The sequence below is a fragment of the Novosphingobium sp. KA1 genome, assembly GCF_017309955.1.
Taxonomy (GTDB): domain Bacteria; phylum Pseudomonadota; class Alphaproteobacteria; order Sphingomonadales; family Sphingomonadaceae; genus Novosphingobium.
Genome location: NZ_CP021247.1, coordinates 3,575,577 through 3,593,223 on the forward strand (window position 1 = coordinate 3,575,577; position 17,647 = coordinate 3,593,223).

Below are 17,647 nucleotides of genomic sequence, written 5' to 3' on the forward strand. Positions count from 1 at the left end.
GATCCGGACGATCAGACTGCCGCAGCGGCGTCCGCCTTCTGGGTCGAGCCCTTGAAGATCTCGTCGATCGCTTCGCCGAGCGCGGCATCGAATTCGGCATCGCTCATCTGCGCGCGCAGGTCCTGCAGCAGCGCGCGGCTGAAGCTGGCGATGATGCCCTTGTTCTTCGCCAGTTCGACGCAGGCCTCGGGACGTTCGTAGCCGCCCGAAAGCGCAACGACGCGCAGCACCTTGGGGTGGGTGACCAGCGGATCGAACGTGCCGGGCACGATCGGCAGCGAGAGCTTGAGCATGACCTTCTGCCCTTCGGGCAGTTCATCGAGGTTCTTGAGAAGCTCGGCGAGCAGGATCTGGTCACACTCGGCGCGGGTGGCGCTCTTGATGTTCACCTCGGGCTCGACGATCGGCATCATGCCATGCGAGAGCACCTGCTTGCCGATCTCGAACTGCTGCCTGACGACGGCGGCAATGCCCTCGGCATTGGCCGAGTTGATCACCGAACGCTCCTTCGTGCCGAACACGCCCAGCGCCTTCGAACGCTCCAGCAGCGCATCAAGGGTCGGCATCGGCTTCATGAGTTGCACGCCGTTCACCTCGTCCTCAAGGCCCTTGTCGACCTTGATGAACGGCACTACGCCCTTGGCGATCAGTGCCTGGGGGGTGGGAACGCCGTTCACTTCACCGTCCATGGTGCGTTCGAACAGGATCGCGCCGAGAACCTTTTCACCGGTGAACACCGGCGACGAGATGATGCGGGCGCGCATCTGGTGGATCAGGCCGAACATCTCTTCTTCGGTCGACCAGGCGCCTTCCTCGATGCCGTAGCCCTTGAGCGCCTTCGGGGTCGAACCGCCGCTCTGGTCAAGCGCGGCAATGAAGCCGTGTCCGCCGGCGATCTTGGCCGTCATCTCAGAAAATTCCATGGGTTTCTCCTCCTAGATTTGCCCCGGCGAGCCGGAGCGAAACGATTGCGCGCCCTAAGGCAGCGCGGCGTGACGCAGGCGCTGCGCCTTCTCGCGGCGACGCAGGATGCCGCCCAGCAGAGTGCGCGCCGGCACGTCGATCCAGCGTACGCAGAGCCAGGCGATGGCAAGGCACGCACCGAGAAAGACAAATGCCATTAGCACAGCGTTATAATGCAGATCGTCCTTGAAGTAACGCATCGGCTCGATCACCGCCCAGTGCACCGCGTAGAGCGCAAAGGATACCTCGCCCACGAACCAGGCGGCGCGCGCGAAGCGGCGCGAGGGCTCGACACGCGAACCGCACCAGACCAGCAGCGGCGAGATCAGCAGCGCACAGGCAAGGTCGTAGGCCGTGGTCGACAGGAAATGCGGATCCGCCATCAACATCGCGGCGATGGCAACGAGACAAGCCACGCCCACCCACGATGAGGGACGATGTTCGGGCTGCGGCATCCGGGCGATCAGCATGCCGATCCCGAACGAATAGAGCGTGCGGGCAAGCGCGATCGGCCATTCGTGCCAGACCGCGCCGATATTGCCCGATCCGTTCTCGAGCACCGCCGGCACGAACCACCAGGCCGAAAGCGCACAGACCACCGCGATGCCGATGCGCGGCAGGCGGAACAGCAGCACGATCATCGCGAAATTGGCGACCAGTTCGTAGAACAGCGACCAGGCAGGCACGTTCAGCGGAAACAGCGTGTTGGTCAGCGGCGACGGCAACATGGCGGCGTTGATGCCGGTGCTGACGAGGATCGTCCTGAGGCTCAGCGAGGTATCGCCGCCGCTGTAGAGGCGGGCGAGGCCCACCGTCGTTGTCAGCACCACGCCGACGAGGAACAGCGGATAGAGCCGCACGAGGCGCTTCATCATGAACTCGCCGGTGCCCATGCCCGCCTGCCAGCGCGGCAGGTAGCTGGTGGCAAGCACGAAGCCCGAAAGCGCAAAGAAGAAGTCCACCGCGACGTAGCCGTGCGGGGCCTGCGAGATGTTGAAATGAAACAGCGCGACGGCAAGGGCGGCAATCCCGCGCATGCCGTCGAGCGTTACATAGCGGCCGTGCCAAGGCGGGCGCGGGCCTTGCCAGGCCCGGGCAGCGTCGGAAACCGAAGCAGGTCCGTTCATGCGCGCCGCCCCGCCCTATCCTATCAGGCTTCGAGTGCTGCCACGCCGGGCAGTTCGCGACCTTCCATCCACTCCAGGAAGGCACCACCGGCCGTGGAGATATACGAGAAGTCTTCCGCCACGCCCGCATGGTGAAGCGCGGCAACGGTATCGCCGCCACCAGCCACCGAGGTCAGCGAGCCTTCACGGGTCAGCGCGGCCGCGGTCTTGGCCAGAGCCACGGTGGCGGCATCGAACGGCACCGTCTCGAAGGCACCGAGCGGGCCATTCCACACCACCGTGCGGCAGGTCTTGAGCACGTCGCCAAGAGCCTCGACCGCGAGCGGGCCGACGTCGAGGATCATTTCGTCGGCAGCCACTTCGTGGACGTTGCAGGTGCGCAGGCTGGGCGGATTGGCGGCGAATTCCTTCGACACCACCACTTCATAGGGCAGGTGCACGGTGCAGCCCGACTGATCGGCGGTATCGAGAATCTCGTTCGCAGTCCCGGTCAGGTCATGCTCGCACAGCGACTTGCCCACGTCCACGCCCTTGGCGGCCAGGAAAGTATTAGCCATACCGCCGCCGATGATCAGGTGATCGACCTGGGTAACGAGGTGCTTGAGCACGTCGAGCTTAGACGAGACCTTGGCGCCGCCGACTACGGCCGCGACCGGCTTTTCCGGCGCGCCGAGCGCCTTTTCCAGCGCCTCCAGCTCAGCCTGCATCGAACGGCCGGCATAGGCGGGCAGCACGCGGGCGAGGCCCTCGGTGCTGGCGTGGGCGCGGTGGGCAGCGGAGAAGGCGTCGTTGACGTAGAAGTCGCCGTTGGCGGCAATCGCGGCGGCAAGTTCGGCCTCGTTCTTTTCCTCACCCTTCCAGAATCGGGTGTTCTCGAGGATCGCGATGTCGCCCGCGCGCAGGATGCCGACGGCCTGCTTGACCACGTCGCCCGCCACTTCCGGCACAAACATCACTTCCTTGCCGAGCACCTTCTCGACCGCGCCGACCACCATCGACAGCGACATGCTGGGCACGCGCTCACCCTTGGGGCGGCCAAAGTGGGCGAGCAGGAGGACCTTGGCGCCCTTCTCGGCGAGCTGCAGGATCGTCGGCGCGGCGGCGCGAATGCGGGTATCGTCGGTGACGACGCCATCGCTCATCGGCACGTTGAAATCGACGCGCACCAGCGCGACCTTTCCGGCCACGTCACCAAGGTCATCAAGGGTCTTGAAAGCGCTCATCGTTCGGTCCTTGTCTCGTCGCCCACGGCAGCACGCGCGCCGTCAGAATATCTTGTTCGCAGTCTATGCCGCCCGTACCGCCATGACGCCGCCCCAAAGCGGGCGCCGGACGATCGTGCCGGATGCACTGCGCCGCGAAAGTCCCATACCGGACTTCCGCGGCGACAGTGGTGGGGGCGAACCGCCCACCATCGGATCAACGCGGCTCTTACACCGCGTTTGACGCCGACAGGGCGATCCACCGCCATCAAGCCCTCAGAGCAGGCCAGCCATGACACCAGCGGTGTCGATCATGCGGTTGGAGAAGCCCCACTCGTTGTCGTACCACGACAGGACGCGGACCAGCTTGCCTTCCAGAACGGCAGTCTCAAGGCTGTCGATGGTCGACGAGTGCGCGTCGTGGTTGAAGTCGATCGAAACCAGCGGCTCTTCGGTGTAACCGAGCACGCCCTTGAGTTCGCCTTCGGCCGCTTCCTTGAGCAGCGCGTTGACTTCCTCGGCGGTGGTGTCGCGCTTGGGCACGAAGGTCAGGTCGACGACCGAGACGTTCGGGGTCGGCACGCGGATCGACGAACCGTCGAGCTTGCCCTTGAGGTCGGGAAGAACGAGACCCACGGCCACGGCGGCGCCGGTGCTGGTGGGGATCATGTTCATCGCGGCGGCGCGGGCGCGGCGCGGATCCTTGTGGATCTGGTCGAGGATCTTCTGGTCGTTGGTGTACGAGTGGATCGTGGTCATCAGACCGCGCTCGATACCGATCTTCTCGTTCAGTACCTTGGCGAAGGGCGCCAGGCAGTTGGTGGTGCACGAGGCGTTCGACACGACGACGTGATCGGCGGTCAGTTCCTTGTGGTTCACGCCGTAGACGACGGTGAGGTCCACGCCCTTGGCCGGAGCCGAGACGAGCACGCGCTTCGCGCCCGCGTCGATGTGCTTGCCGGCGCTCGCCTTGTCGGTGAAGAAGCCGGTGCATTCGAGCACGATATCGATGCCCTGCGCGGCGTGCGGCAGGTTCGCGGGATCGCGCTCCGCCGTCACGTGGATGCGCTTGCCGTTCACGACGAGATCGGTGCCGTCGACTTCCACGGTGCCTTCGAAGGTACCGTGGACGCTGTCACGCTTGAACAGGAGGGCATTGGCCTGAGCATCGGCGAGGTCGTTGATCGACACCAGCTCGAGGTCATGGTCGGTGCGTTCGAGAATGGCGCGAGCGACATTGCGCCCGATACGTCCGAAACCGTTGATCGCAACCTTGGTCGCCATTGGTAAATTCTCCTGTTTACACGCTAAGCTTGTTGAGGATCTTCGGGACGATCGCCTCGACGGTGAAGCCGAAGCGAGCGAAGAGGTCCTTGGCCGGGGCCGAGGCGCCGAAGCGGTCGAGACCGATGTTCAGGCCGCCGTTGCGGCTCTGTGCGGTGTAGCGTTCCCAGCCCATGGTCGTGCCGGCCTCGATCGAGACCTTCAGGATCGACGCATCATGGGGCAGGACTTCGTGCTGATAGGCTTCATCCTGGGCGGCGAAGAGCTCCATGCACGGCATCGAGACGACGTCGGCGCCGATGCCCTGCGATTCCAGCTCGGCACGGACCTTGACCGCCAGCTCGACTTCCGAACCGGTGGCGATCAGGATCACCTTGCGATCCGCTTCGGCGTGGCGAAGCGTATAGGCGCCGCGCGCCGAAAGCATGTCGCCGGTCTTGCGCAGCTGCGGCAGGTTCTGGCGGGTAAGCGCCAGCACCGAAGGCGTATCCTGCGATTCCAGGGCCACGTTCCAGCATTCCGCCGTCTCGATGACGTCGGCCGGACGGAACACGTAGAGGTTCGGGATTAGGCGCATCGACATGACGTGCTCGACCGGCTGGTGGGTCGGGCCGTCTTCGCCAAGGCCGATCGAATCGTGGGTCAGCACGTAGATCGCACGGGTCTGCTGCAGCGCCGAGAGGCGGATCGCATTGCGGCAGTAATCCGAGAAGATCAGGAAGGTGCCGCCGTAGGGGATCACGCCGCCGTGCAGCGCCATGCCGTTCATGGCCGCGGCCATGCCGAACTCACGGATGCCGTAATAGACATAGCGGCCGCCGAAGTTGTCCGGGGTGAACGGTTCCTGGCACTTGGCCTTGGTGTTGTTCGAACCGGTAAGGTCGGCCGAACCGCCGATCATCTCGGGGATCGCCGGGGCCAGCACGTTCAGCCAGTTTTCCGAAGCCTTGCGGGTTGCGACGGTGGCATCGCCTTCCAGCCATTCGGCCAGCTTGGCGCGGATCGCATCGCCTTCCGGCAGTTCACCGGCCATGCGGCGGGTGAATTCGTCCGCCTTGTCCGAAGCGCCGAGGCGCACGAACCATTCGGCATGGGCCTTGGCGCCGGCCTGCCCGAGCGAACGCCAGTCGGCGAGGATTTCCGCCGGGATTTCGAAGGGAGCCGAAGTCCAGCCCAGGTATTCACGGGCAGCGGCCACTTCGGCCTCGCCCAGCGCGGCGCCGTGGACGTCATGGCCGCCCTGCTTGTTGGGGGCACCCTTGCCGATCACGGTCTTGCAGGCGACCAGCGTCGGCTTGTCCGAAGCGGCAGCCTGAGCCAGCGCGCGTTCGATGTCGGCGAAGTCATGGCCGTCGCATTCGAACACGTCCCAGCCCGAAGCGCGGTAGCGCGCCGGGATGTCTTCGCTGGTCGAAAGCGAGGTGTCGCCGTCGATGGTGATCTTGTTGTCGTCCCACAGGACCTTGAGACGGCCCAGCTTGAGCGTGCCGGCAAGACCGATGGCCTCGTGGTTGATGCCTTCCATGAGGCAGCCGTCGCCGGCGATGACCCAGGTCTTGTGGTCGACCAGATCGTCACCGAAAGTGGCGTTGAGCTGGCGCTCCGCCATCGCCATGCCGACCGCCATGGCCAGGCCCTGGCCGAGCGGACCGGTGGTGCATTCCACGCCTTCGATCAGGAAGTTTTCCGGGTGGCCGGCGCAGACCGAGCCCAGCTGACGGAAATTGCGGATGTCGTCCATCGTCGGGCTGGCATAGCCGGTCAGGTGAAGCAGCGAGTAGATCAGCATCGAACCGTGACCGGCCGACAGCACGAAGCGGTCGCGGTCGGCCCACTTGGGCGCTGCGGGATCGAACTTGAGAAACTTGGAGAACAGGACGGTGGCAACATCGGCCATGCCCATCGGCATGCCGGGGTGGCCGCTGTTGGCGGCCTGGACCGCGTCCATGGAAAGCGCGCGAATGGCGTTGGCCATCGGCGCGAGACGGTCGGCAGCAAGGGTCATCGGGTGGCTCCGGTAAACGGAAAAAGGAACGATTCGGCTTGCCGACCCCCTTTAGGCTGAGGCCTGCGGGCGTCAAGTTCACCGCAGCCAAACACCGCAGATCCGGGCCCAGGCAATTCGCGTGGTGGCACAATCTCTTCCACTCGTCGAAGCATTAGTCGCCAAGCTGTGCCAAATTCTTGCCTTTTTACAGTTTCGCGGTAACCGTAAGCCATGAAAGAGGTACCGATCGTTCAGATCGTCGAACGGATCGAGTCGGCGTTGTCCCGTCTCGACAAGGCCATTCCGGAAACCGTGGAACAGCGCAGTCGCGATCGCCGCCTGCGGGTGCTGGTTGAGGATGCCCTCGGCGAAATCGATGCATTGCTGGCGCGGCGCGAGGCATGAGCAACGTCAATCTCACCATCGGCGGTCGCAGCTTCACGCTGGCCTGCGCGGACGGTCAGGAAGGCCATGTCGAGCATCTCGGCCGCCTGATCGACGAGAAGGCAGCCGCAGCCGGCGCCGTCGGCCAGACCGAGACGCGCATGCTGCTGTTTGCAGCCATCATGCTGGCCGACGAAGTGCATAACCTGCGCGAACAAGACGCCGCACCGCCTCCCGCGCCACCCCTGACATCCCCCCCGGCACCTGCTGCCAGCGAGGAAAATGCCTCCCTGCCCCCGGAAATGCTCGATCGGCTGGCGAAAATTGCCGATAGCATCGAAAATCTCGCAAGCCTCCTTGAGGAAGCGCAAGAGAGCCCCTAATTAGACGGTGACGGGAACTGCCCGGCACGAGCCGTTCGAAAATCCCTGAGGCTATAAGCAAATCCAAGGGGGCTGTCCCTGCCCGGACCCTGGTCCGGAACACATGGTCCCCACCTGACGTCGAGGCGTCAGAGGATTTCTAGGCAAACGACCCTATGGTGGGCCCGTCACCCCCTCTTCCGTGATCACTCCCTTTTCTTGAGGGATTTAGCCTCGCCCTTCCAGCATGGGCCCGAAGCTGGCCGCGCTGGAATTCCAACATGCCCAACGCAGCCGCAGATGATACCGTGCGGCTCCGAATGCCAGGAATGGGACCACCGGTGGATTCGTCACTCCCTCTCTCTCCCGCAGCCGAAAAGGCCGCTCTGCGCAAAAAGCATCGTGCCGCGCGCACGGAGCACGTCGCCTCGCTTCCGCAGCAGCTGCGCGCGCTGATGCTGAACCGCCCGCCCGCGCCCGTCGCCGAAATGATGCCCGAGGGGCTGACCATCGGTCTCTATGCTCCCGTAGGCGACGAGGCACCGGCCTTTGGCTGGGCGCGCTGGCTGTCGGAGAACGACCGCAAGATCGCCCTGCCCTGGTTCGAATCGCGCGACGCGCCGATGGAGTTCCGCCTCTGGGCAAATCCCTTCGTCGAAGAACAGCTTGCCATCGGCCCCTGGGGTGCGCTGCAACCACTGGCAGACGCAGCGCCCGTCACCCCCGCCATCGCCATCGTGCCGCTGCTCGCCTTCACTGCCGAGGGGCACCGACTGGGCCAGGGCGGCGGCCATTACGATCGCTGGCTCGATGCCAACCCGGACGTTCCGGCAATCGGGCTTGCATGGGACTGCCAACTCGCCGACACCCTTCCCATCGAAGCGCACGACCGCATCCTCGATGCCGTGGTGACACCGACGAGAATATACGAGGGAGCGATCTGAACTTGCGCGAGACTCCAACCCTGCGAATCCCGCTGGGCGTATTGGGGCTATTTGCCGCCCTGATCGCCTATGGCGTGCTGATTGCACGCTATCTGGCCCCGGTGATCGAAGGATGGCACCCTTTGCTTCAGACGCCCGTCTACGTGGTTCTGGGAGTGGTTTGGCTGCTACCGCTCAAGCGGTTCCTGATCTGGATGGAAACCGGGCGCTGGGGGTGATTCCCCAGCGCTTTTATTTTTGCCCTGAGCAGCCACCCGATTCGACAAATCAGGCATCGACAAATCAGGAACGGCACGCCTGCGCCGGACAAAAGAAAAGGCCGGGCGTGAACCCGGCCTTTTTCGTTTCATTGCCTTACCACTTCCCGTAAAGGAAATGGCGCGAGTGACGGGGCTCGAACCCGCGACCTCCGGCGTGACAGGCCGGCACTCTAACCAACTGAGCTACACCCGCGCAGCAATGTATGCGAGGTTTTTAGACTACCTCAAGTCGCTGGATTACCAGCATTTTCCCAAGTGGCGCGAGTGACGGGGCTCGAACCCGCGACCTCCGGCGTGACAGGCCGGCACTCTAACCAACTGAGCTACACCCGCGTTCTTGCGTTTGCGTCCGCTTGGGAGCCGCGCCTCTATGGCAGGGCACCCACCCTGTCAACGGGAATGACCCGAAGATTGAAAAGTTTTTATCCACACCCCCGAAAAATCTGGCCGGTCCGACCTTACCCCATCTGAGCGACAACACGGGCAACCGGCGTTAACCATATGTTGGCGACTGGAATTGCAGAAAACACCCCGTCCACGCGGAAACGGCGCGGAACATCGCAGGGGGTTTTCGGGTGAAAGCAATCCATCTCGCCATGTCGCTTGCGCTTGCAGCCAGCACGTTCACCACCAGTGCTGCGCAGGCAGAACTGCGCACAGGGCCCGCCGTGGCCACCGACAGCGCCGTCTATGTGGAACGCAGCGGCTCGGCCGCCTCCCGCAGCCTGGAACCCGCGAGCCGCCTTGCTCGCGGTGATAGAGTCGTGACGATCGTTACATGGGTCCGCGCCGCCGGAACCGGCGGCTTCGTCATCACCAATCCCGTGCCCACCGCCCTCGCCTATCAGCAGAGCGCGGAAGACATGCAGGAAGTCTCGGTGGACGGCGGCCGCTCATGGGGCCGTATCGGCGCGCTGAGGATCGGCAATCGCCTCGCCACCCCCGAAGACGTCACGCATGTTCGCTGGCGCATCCCGCCGCAGAGCGCGGCGCGCGGACGCGGGCAGATCACCTACAGCGGCATCGTGCGCTGATTCAGGCTCAGCAGCGCTCGTACTTCCAGTTGCGGCGCTTGCCTTCGGAAATCCAATCGACGGCCTGAGCCATGCGCTTGGCACGCGTAGCCTCTGTCTTGGCCTCGGTGATCCATTCGAGATATTCGCGCCGCTGTGACGGCGAGAAGGCGTCGTAGTGCCCCTGCGCGGCAGGAGCAGTCGCCAACACCGACGCGAAATCGTCCGGCATCGGAATCTCCGCCTTGGGCGCGCGCGGGGCGGCAGACTTCAGCGCAGTGCCCGTTTCGAGCACCCTCGCCTCGGCCGCCTGCAATTTTTCAATGAGTTCGCCTTCGCCCGGCAGTTCGCCGATGGCGGTGATGCGCCCGAACTGGCCCATGGCATCGCCCTGTCGCCCGTCTCCATGGATGACGAACGTGCAGTGCGCCTTGAACGCCGCCATCCCGGCGACATTCTTACCCTTCACCAGAAAGTGCGGCATGCCCCATTTGATGGCCTCTTCGGCCCCGGGCAGCGCGCGGTGGGTGAGATCGCGCAAATGGGTGAGGATCGGGCGGGCAAAGTCCGCGGCCTTTTCGATATAGTCGTCGGCGCGCGGATCTTTGCCCATGAATGCCCTCTCTATCTTATCCCGCCAGAATCAGCGCCGGGGCCTCGATCAGCTTCTTGAGGTCCTGCGCGAAGCTTGCTGCGTCCCAACCGTCTACCACACGGTGGTCGCACGACATCGAGATATTCATGATCTTGCGCTTCTCGATGCGCTCCACGCCATCGGCGCCCTTCACGAACATCGGTCGCTCGACGATGCGATTCGGGCCGATGATGGCGACTTCGGGGCGATTGATGACCGGAGTCGTGGCGACACCGCCCATCGGCCCGAGCGAGGTGACCGTGATCGTCGAGCCCGAAAGCTCCGACGACTTGGCCGAACCATCGCGCGCCGCATTGGCAAGGCGGCCGATCTCGGTAGCGAGCTGCCACAGGTTACGGTCCTGCGCATCGCGGATCACCGGAACCATCAGGCCCGCCGGGGTCTGCGCGGCCATGCCCAGATGGACCGAGCCGTAGCGCGTCACTACGCCCGCCTCGTCATCGTAATGCGCGTTGAGCATCGGATACTTGGGCAGCAGCTTGCAGATCGCCGCGATCAGGAACGGCAGCATCGTCAGCTTGGGACGATCTCCTCGCCCAGCGTTGAGCTGCGCACGGGTTTCCTCCAGCGCCGTCACGTCGAATTCCTCGACATAGGCGAAGTGCGGGATCTGGCGCTTGGACGCGGCCATGTTCTCGGCAATGCGGCGGCGCAGGCCGATCACGCGGACCTGTTCGTCCTTACCCTTGCTGCCGGCGGGCTGGAAACCGCCCGCAGCGTTGTAGGACAGGAAGGCATCGAGATCGCCATGGCGCACGCGGCCGTCTTCCGCAGGGCGGACTTCGGCCAGATTGATGCCCAGATCCGACGCGCGCTTGCGGACGGCGGGGCTGGCCATGACCTTGGCGTGCGTGGCGGGCGTTGGCGCGCGGGCTTCGACAAGCTCAGCCTGAGCGGGTTTGGGGAGCACAGCTTCAGGTTCAGGCGCTGGGGCAGCCTCCACAACCTCCGCTCGTGCCGAGCTTGTCGAAGCACTGGCCATCTCGGGCTCGACCTTGGGCGCACTGGCCCCGTCGACCCCATTGCCCGCGCCTTCGACCTCGATCACCACCAGCGGCGATCCGATAGCGATGATGTCACCCGCCTCACCGGCGACTTCGACCACCACGCCCGAAACCGGGCTTTCCATCTCGACCGTTGCCTTGTCGGTCATCATGTCCGCAACGCGGTCGTCTTCCTCGATCCGATCGCCGATCTTGACGTGCCAGGCGACGATCTCTGCCTCGGCAATGCCCTCGCCGATGTCGGGGAGCCTGAAAGTATAGCGTCCCATCAAATCAATCCTTCAACAGACGATCGACCGCCTCGCCAATGCGGACGGGACCGGGGAAATAGGCCCACTCAAGGCTGTGCGGGTACGGCGTATCGAAACCGGTCACACGCTCGACGGGCGCTTCCAGGTGATAGAAGCAGCGTTCCTGAACCAGCGTCACCAGTTCCGCGCCAAAGCCGGAGGTGCGGGTCGCCTCGTGTATCACCAGGCAACGCCCAGTCTTTTCCACGGACTTTTCCACAGCCTCCAGGTCAAGCGGGACCAGCGTGCGCAAGTCGATGATCTCGGCGTCGACACCCTTTTCGGCCAGCACCGCCTCGGCCACGTGGACCATGGTGCCATACGTCACCACCGTCAGCGCCGAACCTTCCTGCACGATCCGCGCCTTGCCCAGCGGGATCGAATAGTACCCTTCCGGCACCATGCCGAGCGGGTGGCCCTTCCACGTCTTCGACGGGCGATCGTAATAGCCGTCGAACGGGCCGTTATAGATGCGCTTGGGCTCGAAGAAGATCACCGGATCGTTGTCTTCGATGGCAGCGATCAGCAGGCCCTTGGCGTCATAGGGGCTGGCCGGGATCACCGTCTTCAGGCCGGAAACGTGCGTGAAGAGCGCTTCCGGGCTCTGGCTGTGGGTCTGGCCGCCGAAAATGCCGCCCCCGAAAGGCGAGCGCACGGTGATCGGCGCGATGAACTCCGCCGCCGAACGATAGCGCAGACGCGCCGCTTCGGAGACGAGCTGGTCCATGCCCGGGTAGATATAGTCCGCGAACTGGATCTCCGGCACCGGGCGCAAGCCATATGCGGCCATGCCCACGGCAGCGCCGATGATGCCGCATTCGTTGATCGGCGTATCAAACACGCGGTTGCGGCCGTACTTCTTCTGGAGATTGGCCGTCGCGCGGAACACGCCGCCGAAATAGCCGACGTCTTCACCGAAGGTCACCACATCGGGATCGCGCGCCATCATGATGTCGAGCGCGTCGTTGATCGCCTCGATCATGTTCATCTGGCGGGTCGGCGCGTCGTGGAGGCTGACCGAATCTTCTTCAATCATCATGATCAGTCCTTCCAATCCGGGAACTTGCTCTGCCGCTCACGGATCGCCTGATCCGCCTGCTCTTCAAGGTGCCAGGGCAGTTCCTCGAAGACGTCCTCGAACATGGTGTGGAACGGATGGTGCAGGCCGTGACCCAGAATGCCGTTCTTCTCGGCCTCCTTGGTGGCGGCCTTCACTTGCTCGGCGGCGTCGCGGTCCATCTCGGCATGCCGTTCCTCGGACCATTCACCAAGCCCGATCAGGTGCTTCTTCAGGCGCATGATCGGATCGCCCAGCGGCCATTCCTCACGCTCATGCGCGGAGCGATAGGCCGTGGGATCGTCCGAGGTGGAGTGCCCCTCGGCGCGATAGGTGAAGTGCTCGATCAGCGTCGGCCCCTGGTTGGAGCGGGCACGGTTGGCGGCCCACTCCATCGCGGCATAGACCGCCAGGATGTCGTTGCCGTCCACCCGCAGGCCGGCGATGCCGTAACCGGCGGCGCGCGCCGCAAAGGTGGTGCGCTCCGCCCCGGCAAAGCCAGAGAAGCTGGAAATCGCCCACTGGTTGTTGACGACATTGAGCACGACCGGCGCGTTGTAGACCGCCGCGAACGTCATTGCTGCGTGGAAATCGCCTTCCGCGCTGGAGCCTTCGCCCACGAAGCTGGTGGCGATGCGGGTATCGCCCTTGATCGCGCTGGCCATCGCCCAGCCCACCGCCTGCGGGAACTGTGTGGCGAGGTTGCCGGAAATCGAGAAGAACCCGTAGTCCTTGGCCGAATACATGATCGGCAGCTGGCGGCCCTTCAGCGGGTCCGCGCGGTTGGAGTAGATCTGGTTGACCATCTCCACCAGCGGATAGCCGCGCGCGATCAGGATGCCCTGCTGGCGATAGCTGGGGAACACCATGTCGTCGAAGGCCAGCGCATGGGCGCAGGCGATCGAGACCGCCTCCTCGCCCGTGGACTTCATGTAGAAGCTGGTCTTGCCCTGCCGCTGGCCGCGATACATGCGATCGTCGAAAGCGCGGGTGAGCGCCATCGAAGCCAGCATGCGGCGCAGGGTCTCGGGATCGAGATTGGGGTTCCACGCACCCACCGCCGCGTCGTTCTCATCCAGAACGCGGATCAGGTCGAGCGTCAGCGGCCATGTCTCGCTGGCGGCGCAACCCTCGTCGGGGCGCGCCAGCTTGCCGGCGGCAGGAATTTCCAGATGCGAATAGTCGACCGGATCGCCGGGCCGGAACTTCGGCTCGGGGACATAAAGATCAAGGGGCGGCAGATTGCCGCGCGACTTACCTGTACGCGTGGGACCTGTACGTGTCGGGCCTGAAGCCATTTTTGTTTCCTCTCCCGCATTGAATCGGGCCGCGAAGAGTGAAACTACGCCGAAAACAACGGTTAACGGTGAGTTTCAAAATTCCACAGTCAGGTCACAATATTTCAACCAAAGGTAATGTCAATACAGAGTCGATTGGCCGCCCCGAAGGCTCGTCACACCGCGACAGGCGCGGCGATGTGGGCCTGCGGAGCATAACCGGAAACCGCGAAATCCTCGATCCGATAGTCGAAGATCGAATCGGGCTTGCGCACGATATCCAGCCGCGCCTCGCCCGAGGGCTGACGCAAAAGCTGCTCTTCGACGAGGCTGGCGTGGTTGAGATAGAGATGGACATCACCACCCATCCAAACGGCCTCACCCGGTTCAAGGTTGCACTGCTGCGCAAACATGCGCGTCAGCAGCGCCAGTGACCACATGTTGAAGGCGAAGCCGAGACCAAGATCGCAGCTGCGCTGATAGAGAATGCACGACAGCCGGCCCTCGGCAACGTGGAACTGATAGGTCTTGTGGCACGGCGGCAGCGCCATCGTGTCCAGTTCGGCAACGTTCCAGCCCTCGATGATGTGGCGGCGGCTGCCGGGATTGCTCTTGAGGCTCTCGATCACTTGCGCGACCTGGTTCACGCCGTGCTCACGCTTCTTGTAGAGTCCGTCGCCGGTAGGCTCGTAGACCGGCCAGTCGACCCATTGCTTGCCATAGACCGGACCGAGATCGCCCCATTCTGCCGCGAAGCCCTCATCCTCGACGATGCGGCGGGAGAAATCGGCTCGGGCAATCTCCTCACCCGTCGCCTTGCGGTAACGGTCGAGCGGCCAGTCGGTCCAGATTTCCACGCCCTGCGCACAGAGCGAGCGGATGTTGGTGTCACCCGTCAGAAACCACAGCATCTCGCGGCTCGCAGTCTTCCAGTAGACACGCTTGGTCGTGAGCAGCGGCATCAGCCCGCCCGACAGATCGAAGCGAATGGTCGCCCCGAAGACCGAGCGGGTGCCCACGCCGGTACGGTCCACCCGTTCGTCACCCTGCTCCCAGATGCGGCGCATAAGGTCGAGATACTGCCATTCCCAGTGTCGCCCCGAGGCTGCGCGGGACGGGTCGATTCTGGCGGCTTCGATCAGGCTGTCGGTCATGCCCCTGACCTACCTCCCCCGAGCCGCAAGGGAAAGAGCAGCTTCGCCCGAGCCGCCCTCACCCTTGTGCTTTACCTTATGGTCATCTTCGCAGCTAGGCAGGACTGCGGCTCTATAATTGATGCCATGACAAACACCGCCAGCCCCCGCGCCAAGAGCAAGACCGCGGCAAAAGGCGTGCTGGCCCTTCAAGGCCTCGTCGCCGTTGCGACCGTTTGCTTCGCACTGACACCGGCCAGAGGCGGGATCGCACTTTACGTCTCCCCCGGCAATGGCAGTGCCGCCCCGTTCCAATGGGCGCATGACGTGCGTGCAGGCGTGATCGCCCGCGGCCCCTGGCCCGGCAGCGTCTTCGTCCGCGTACCCTCTGCGCGCGCCACGCTCGCCGCCCTGCGGCAAGGCGCCCTCCTGATTTCCGTTCCCGAAGCCCTTTGTGGGCACTCCCTCCAAAAAGAACCGAATCCCCGACCATGAATGAACTGGAAGAACTGCGTCGCAAAGGAGCCCAGGGGCTCGTCCTGGTATGCTGGATCGGCGTGCTGATAACGCTGGGCGGCACTCTGTTCGCACAGACCGGCCTCGGCCCGCCTGTTGCTGCCGTGCTGGTAACACTCGCGCCCACCTGGCTGGTACTGCGCAGCGAAAGCGGGCCGCACAGCCGCCTGGCCCTCGGCCTGACCTTGCCGCTCTATCCGGCCATCCTGCTGTGGCAATGGTCCGGTCACGAATGGATGATCGACCTCCACATGCTGTTTTTCGCGACGATCGCCATGTTGGCGATTCTCGCCGACTGGCGGCCTATCCTGCTTTCTGCAGCCATAACCGCGGTCCATCACCTGCTGACCAATTTCATCGCGCCTTCGCTCGTCTTCACCAATGGCGGCGAATTCGGCCGGGTTGTCCTTCACGCGGCGATCGTCATCGCCGAAACGCTGGTGCTGGTCATGGTCGCCATCCGGCTTGAAAAGCTGGTGATCGACCAGGCTGCGGCACACGAAGCGCGAGAAGCGCTCCAGCATGCGGCTGAACAGGAACGGGCCGCAGCGGCCGACGAGCAAAGGAGCGTGATCGACAGCATTGGCGACGGGCTTCGTTCGCTTGCAGCCGGCGACCTTTCGCTGCGGCTGGCCCAGACCTTTCCCGCCAGCTACGAGGAATTGCGCGGCTACTTCAATTCCGCTGCGGAAGACCTCGACGGCATCGTGCGCGGGGTGGGCGAATCGGCCCGCCAGATCGAGACCGGATCACTCGAGATCCGCTCCGCCACCGACGACCTTGCCCTGCGCACCGAACGGCAGGCCGCGACGGTCGAGGACATCGCCACGACCCTGCGCGCGCTCAACACCACGGTTCAGGACAATGCCTCCAGCGCCCGCGAGCTCCAGGCGGGCGTGGCCAAGGCCCGCAACGACGCGATGAGCGGCGCCGCAATCGTCGAGGACGCCGTCATGACGATGGGCGAGATCGAAAGCTCCGCCAACGAGATCAGCCAGATCATCGCCCTGATCGACGGCATCGCCTTCCAGACCAACCTGCTGGCCCTCAATGCCGGCGTCGAGGCCGCCCGTGCCGGCGAGGCGGGCAAGGGTTTTGCCGTGGTGGCGACGGAAGTGCGCGCCCTGGCCCAGAGGTCTGCCGATGCCGCCAACCAGATCAAGGCGCTGATCGGCGCCTCCACACAGCAAGTCGCCTCGGGCGTGAAGCTGGTAGGCCAATCGGGCGAATCGCTGATGACCATCGTCAGCGCCATTGCAGAAATCGACGAGGCTCTCGCCCGGATCGCCCAGGTGTCGATGGAACAGGCGACCGACATCGGACGAATCAACGAACGCGTCGGCGGCCTTGATTCGGCAACGCAGCAGAACGCCGCAATGGTCGAGCAAGGAACCGCCGCCGCACGCAATCTTTCCAGCGAAGCGGAAAACCTGACGCGCATCGTCGCGCATTTCCGCGTTTCCGGGAGCGCGACCGGCTCCTTGCAAAAGTTGTCCACACCCTCGGTGCGCCATGCAGCATAAAAAGCAATTTTCTACACTTGCCACCCTGAGAGTCGCCCTATATAGGCGCGCTCCTGCCCCGGGCGCTCTTCGGAACGCCCTCCGGTCGGGGAATAGCTCAGCCTGGTAGAGCACTGTCTTCGGGAGGCAGGGGCCGGAGGTTCGAATCCTCTTTCCCCGACCATTTTCACCTTCGGGTGAGGCATAGAAACCCAGCGGAAACGCTGGGTTTTTTGCTATCTGCGGCACAGGCAACGAATCCCGCACGCAAAGAAAAAGGCGAAGGCTCCATCCAAGCCTCCGCCCCTCGATATTGCGGCTTGTGCCGGATCAACCCTGCTTGTGGTTCTCGGGCCGCCCATCGGGCAATGTAAGCCCCTCCAGCTGCTTGTCGGTCATGTTCTCGACAAAGGCCGGGGACAGCTTGCGTTCCAGCCGGCGACACATGTCGGCCTGCTTGATCAGCCCCTGCGAGGCCGAGCGCAATGCATTGCGATCCAGCGCCACGTCGCCGGAGAGGAAATCGCGCACTTCCTTTTCGGAAACGCCCATGTAGCGCGCCATCACGCGCTGTCCGCCGACCGCGTCGACTGCCTGGGCAAAAATGGCGAGCTGGATATCCGGTTTCTGGGGCATGCCACGGCCATCACAGGGCGGCGCAGGCAAGTCAATTGCGGCGTCCCCCGC

18 protein-coding genes and 3 tRNA genes are annotated in these 17,647 nt (G+C 64.1%); 8 read left to right on the forward strand and 13 right to left on the reverse strand.

The window, feature by feature from the left end; genetic code table 11:
- Positions 1-11 precede the first annotated feature (11 nt).
- The 5 genes from CA833_RS17200 to tkt form a co-directional block, all read right to left on the reverse strand.
- A complete protein-coding gene (locus CA833_RS17200; protein WP_207078742.1) occupies positions 12-923 on the reverse strand; it encodes a fructose bisphosphate aldolase in 912 nt (303 codons plus the stop codon).
- Between the two features lie 54 nt (positions 924-977).
- On the reverse strand, positions 978-2,090 hold the full coding sequence (locus tag CA833_RS17205) for an acyltransferase (RefSeq protein WP_207078743.1): 1,113 nt from the start codon (positions 2,088-2,090) through the stop codon (positions 978-980).
- Positions 2,091-2,113: 23 nt separating this feature from the next.
- Positions 2,114-3,313 carry a phosphoglycerate kinase gene (gene pgk, locus CA833_RS17210; protein ID WP_142633085.1) on the reverse strand — a complete coding sequence of 400 codons (1,200 nt, stop codon included), beginning with the start codon at positions 3,311-3,313 and terminating at the stop codon, positions 2,114-2,116.
- A gap of 255 nt (positions 3,314-3,568) precedes the next feature.
- On the reverse strand, positions 3,569-4,576 hold the full coding sequence (gene gap / locus CA833_RS17215; RefSeq protein ID WP_142633083.1) for a type I glyceraldehyde-3-phosphate dehydrogenase: 1,008 nt from the start codon (positions 4,574-4,576) through the stop codon (positions 3,569-3,571).
- 16 nt (positions 4,577-4,592) lie between these two features.
- Positions 4,593-6,581, reverse strand: coding sequence for a transketolase (gene tkt, locus CA833_RS17220; protein WP_142633081.1), 1,989 nt, complete (start codon positions 6,579-6,581; stop codon positions 4,593-4,595).
- Positions 6,582-6,794: 213 nt separating this feature from the next.
- Here tkt and CA833_RS17225 point away from each other — a divergent pair, with 213 nt between their 5' ends.
- The 4 genes from CA833_RS17225 to CA833_RS17240 all read left to right on the forward strand — a co-directional run bounded on the left by CA833_RS17225 (position 6,795) and on the right by CA833_RS17240 (position 8,471).
- The gene (locus CA833_RS17225) at positions 6,795-6,968 is read left to right on the forward strand and encodes a hypothetical protein (RefSeq protein WP_185928716.1); all 174 of its coding nucleotides are present in this window, start codon (positions 6,795-6,797) and stop codon (positions 6,966-6,968) included.
- Positions 6,965-7,330 carry a cell division protein ZapA gene (locus CA833_RS17230; protein WP_207078744.1) on the forward strand — a complete coding sequence of 122 codons (366 nt, stop codon included), beginning with the start codon at positions 6,965-6,967 and terminating at the stop codon, positions 7,328-7,330. The genes CA833_RS17225 and CA833_RS17230 overlap by 4 nt, the downstream gene beginning before the upstream one ends.
- A 308-nt stretch (positions 7,331-7,638) precedes the next feature.
- Complete coding sequence (locus CA833_RS17235; RefSeq protein WP_207078745.1) at positions 7,639-8,253, forward strand: 5-formyltetrahydrofolate cyclo-ligase; 615 nt, start codon at positions 7,639-7,641, stop codon at positions 8,251-8,253.
- Positions 8,254-8,255: 2 nt separating this feature from the next.
- A complete protein-coding gene (locus tag CA833_RS17240; protein ID WP_142633075.1) occupies positions 8,256-8,471 on the forward strand; it encodes a DUF2842 domain-containing protein in 216 nt (71 codons plus the stop codon).
- A 158-nt stretch (positions 8,472-8,629) separates the two neighbouring features.
- On the opposite strand, the gene CA833_RS17245 is transcribed toward CA833_RS17240, so the two are convergent.
- Positions 8,630-8,706: transfer RNA gene (locus tag CA833_RS17245), tRNA-Asp, on the reverse strand.
- A gap of 63 nt (positions 8,707-8,769) precedes the next feature.
- Positions 8,770-8,846, reverse strand: a tRNA-Asp gene (locus CA833_RS17250).
- Between the two features lie 242 nt (positions 8,847-9,088).
- On the opposite strand from CA833_RS17250, the gene CA833_RS17255 reads away from it, so the two are divergent.
- Positions 9,089-9,547, forward strand: a complete 459-nt coding sequence (locus CA833_RS17255) for a hypothetical protein (RefSeq protein ID WP_242526174.1) — start codon at positions 9,089-9,091, stop codon at positions 9,545-9,547.
- Positions 9,548-9,554: 7 nt separating this feature from the next.
- Here the strand turns inward: CA833_RS17255 and CA833_RS17260 are convergent, their stop codons facing one another.
- The 5 genes from CA833_RS17260 to thyA form a co-directional block, all read right to left on the reverse strand.
- On the reverse strand, positions 9,555-10,139 hold the full coding sequence (locus CA833_RS17260) for a YdeI family protein (protein WP_207078746.1): 585 nt from the start codon (positions 10,137-10,139) through the stop codon (positions 9,555-9,557).
- Between the two features lie 16 nt (positions 10,140-10,155).
- Complete coding sequence (locus CA833_RS17265) at positions 10,156-11,454, reverse strand: dihydrolipoamide acetyltransferase family protein (protein ID WP_207078747.1); 1,299 nt, start codon at positions 11,452-11,454, stop codon at positions 10,156-10,158.
- A gap of 4 nt (positions 11,455-11,458) precedes the next feature.
- Positions 11,459-12,511, reverse strand: coding sequence for an alpha-ketoacid dehydrogenase subunit beta (locus CA833_RS17270; RefSeq protein WP_207080160.1), 1,053 nt, complete (start codon positions 12,509-12,511; stop codon positions 11,459-11,461).
- A 5-nt stretch (positions 12,512-12,516) separates the two neighbouring features.
- Positions 12,517-13,830, reverse strand: a complete 1,314-nt coding sequence (locus tag CA833_RS17275; RefSeq protein ID WP_207078748.1) for a 3-methyl-2-oxobutanoate dehydrogenase (2-methylpropanoyl-transferring) subunit alpha — start codon at positions 13,828-13,830, stop codon at positions 12,517-12,519.
- Positions 13,831-13,985: 155 nt separating this feature from the next.
- Positions 13,986-14,963 carry a thymidylate synthase gene (gene thyA, locus CA833_RS17280; RefSeq protein WP_207078749.1) on the reverse strand — a complete coding sequence of 326 codons (978 nt, stop codon included), beginning with the start codon at positions 14,961-14,963 and terminating at the stop codon, positions 13,986-13,988.
- A 126-nt stretch (positions 14,964-15,089) separates the two neighbouring features.
- Between thyA and CA833_RS17285 the strand changes: the two genes are divergently transcribed.
- The 3 genes from CA833_RS17285 (at position 15,090) to CA833_RS17295 (ending at position 17,144) form a co-directional block, all read left to right on the forward strand.
- Positions 15,090-15,437: a hypothetical protein gene (locus CA833_RS17285; protein ID WP_207078750.1), complete on the forward strand. Its 348-nt coding sequence runs from the start codon at positions 15,090-15,092 to the stop codon at positions 15,435-15,437.
- Positions 15,434-16,981, forward strand: a complete 1,548-nt coding sequence (locus tag CA833_RS17290; protein ID WP_207078751.1) for a methyl-accepting chemotaxis protein — start codon at positions 15,434-15,436, stop codon at positions 16,979-16,981. Before CA833_RS17285 ends, CA833_RS17290 begins: the two co-directional genes overlap by 4 nt.
- A gap of 86 nt (positions 16,982-17,067) precedes the next feature.
- A tRNA-Pro gene (locus CA833_RS17295) sits at positions 17,068-17,144 on the forward strand.
- A 146-nt stretch (positions 17,145-17,290) separates the two neighbouring features.
- Here CA833_RS17295 and CA833_RS17300 read toward each other — a convergent pair.
- Complete coding sequence (locus tag CA833_RS17300) at positions 17,291-17,596, reverse strand: helix-turn-helix domain-containing protein (protein ID WP_142633061.1); 306 nt, start codon at positions 17,594-17,596, stop codon at positions 17,291-17,293.
- Positions 17,597-17,647 lie beyond the last annotated feature (51 nt).

Bases quoted from the DNA above. Each gene is read 5' to 3' on its own strand.
- pgk (WP_142633085.1), bottom strand. From the start codon at position 3,313: ATGAGCGCTTTCAAGACCCTTGATGACCTTGGTGACGTGGCCGGAAAG.
- tkt (WP_142633081.1), bottom strand. From the start codon at position 6,581: ATGACCCTTGCTGCCGACCGTCTCGCGCCGATGGCCAACGCCATTCGC.
- CA833_RS17205 (WP_207078743.1), bottom strand. From the start codon at position 2,090: ATGAACGGACCTGCTTCGGTTTCCGACGCTGCCCGGGCCTGGCAAGGC.
- CA833_RS17235 (WP_207078745.1), top strand. From the start codon at position 7,639: ATGGGACCACCGGTGGATTCGTCACTCCCTCTCTCTCCCGCAGCCGAA.
- CA833_RS17265 (WP_207078747.1), bottom strand. From the start codon at position 11,454: ATGGGACGCTATACTTTCAGGCTCCCCGACATCGGCGAGGGCATTGCC.
- CA833_RS17230 (WP_207078744.1), top strand. From the start codon at position 6,965: ATGAGCAACGTCAATCTCACCATCGGCGGTCGCAGCTTCACGCTGGCC.
- CA833_RS17270 (WP_207080160.1), bottom strand. From the start codon at position 12,511: ATGATTGAAGAAGATTCGGTCAGCCTCCACGACGCGCCGACCCGCCAG.
- CA833_RS17275 (WP_207078748.1), bottom strand. From the start codon at position 13,830: ATGGCTTCAGGCCCGACACGTACAGGTCCCACGCGTACAGGTAAGTCG.
- gap (WP_142633083.1), bottom strand. From the start codon at position 4,576: ATGGCGACCAAGGTTGCGATCAACGGTTTCGGACGTATCGGGCGCAAT.
- CA833_RS17200 (WP_207078742.1), bottom strand. From the start codon at position 923: ATGGAATTTTCTGAGATGACGGCCAAGATCGCCGGCGGACACGGCTTC.
- CA833_RS17285 (WP_207078750.1), top strand. From the start codon at position 15,090: ATGACAAACACCGCCAGCCCCCGCGCCAAGAGCAAGACCGCGGCAAAA.
- thyA (WP_207078749.1), bottom strand. From the start codon at position 14,963: ATGACCGACAGCCTGATCGAAGCCGCCAGAATCGACCCGTCCCGCGCA.
- CA833_RS17290 (WP_207078751.1), top strand. From the start codon at position 15,434: ATGAATGAACTGGAAGAACTGCGTCGCAAAGGAGCCCAGGGGCTCGTC.
- CA833_RS17225 (WP_185928716.1), top strand. From the start codon at position 6,795: ATGAAAGAGGTACCGATCGTTCAGATCGTCGAACGGATCGAGTCGGCG.
- CA833_RS17300 (WP_142633061.1), bottom strand. From the start codon at position 17,596: ATGCCCCAGAAACCGGATATCCAGCTCGCCATTTTTGCCCAGGCAGTC.
- CA833_RS17260 (WP_207078746.1), bottom strand. From the start codon at position 10,139: ATGGGCAAAGATCCGCGCGCCGACGACTATATCGAAAAGGCCGCGGAC.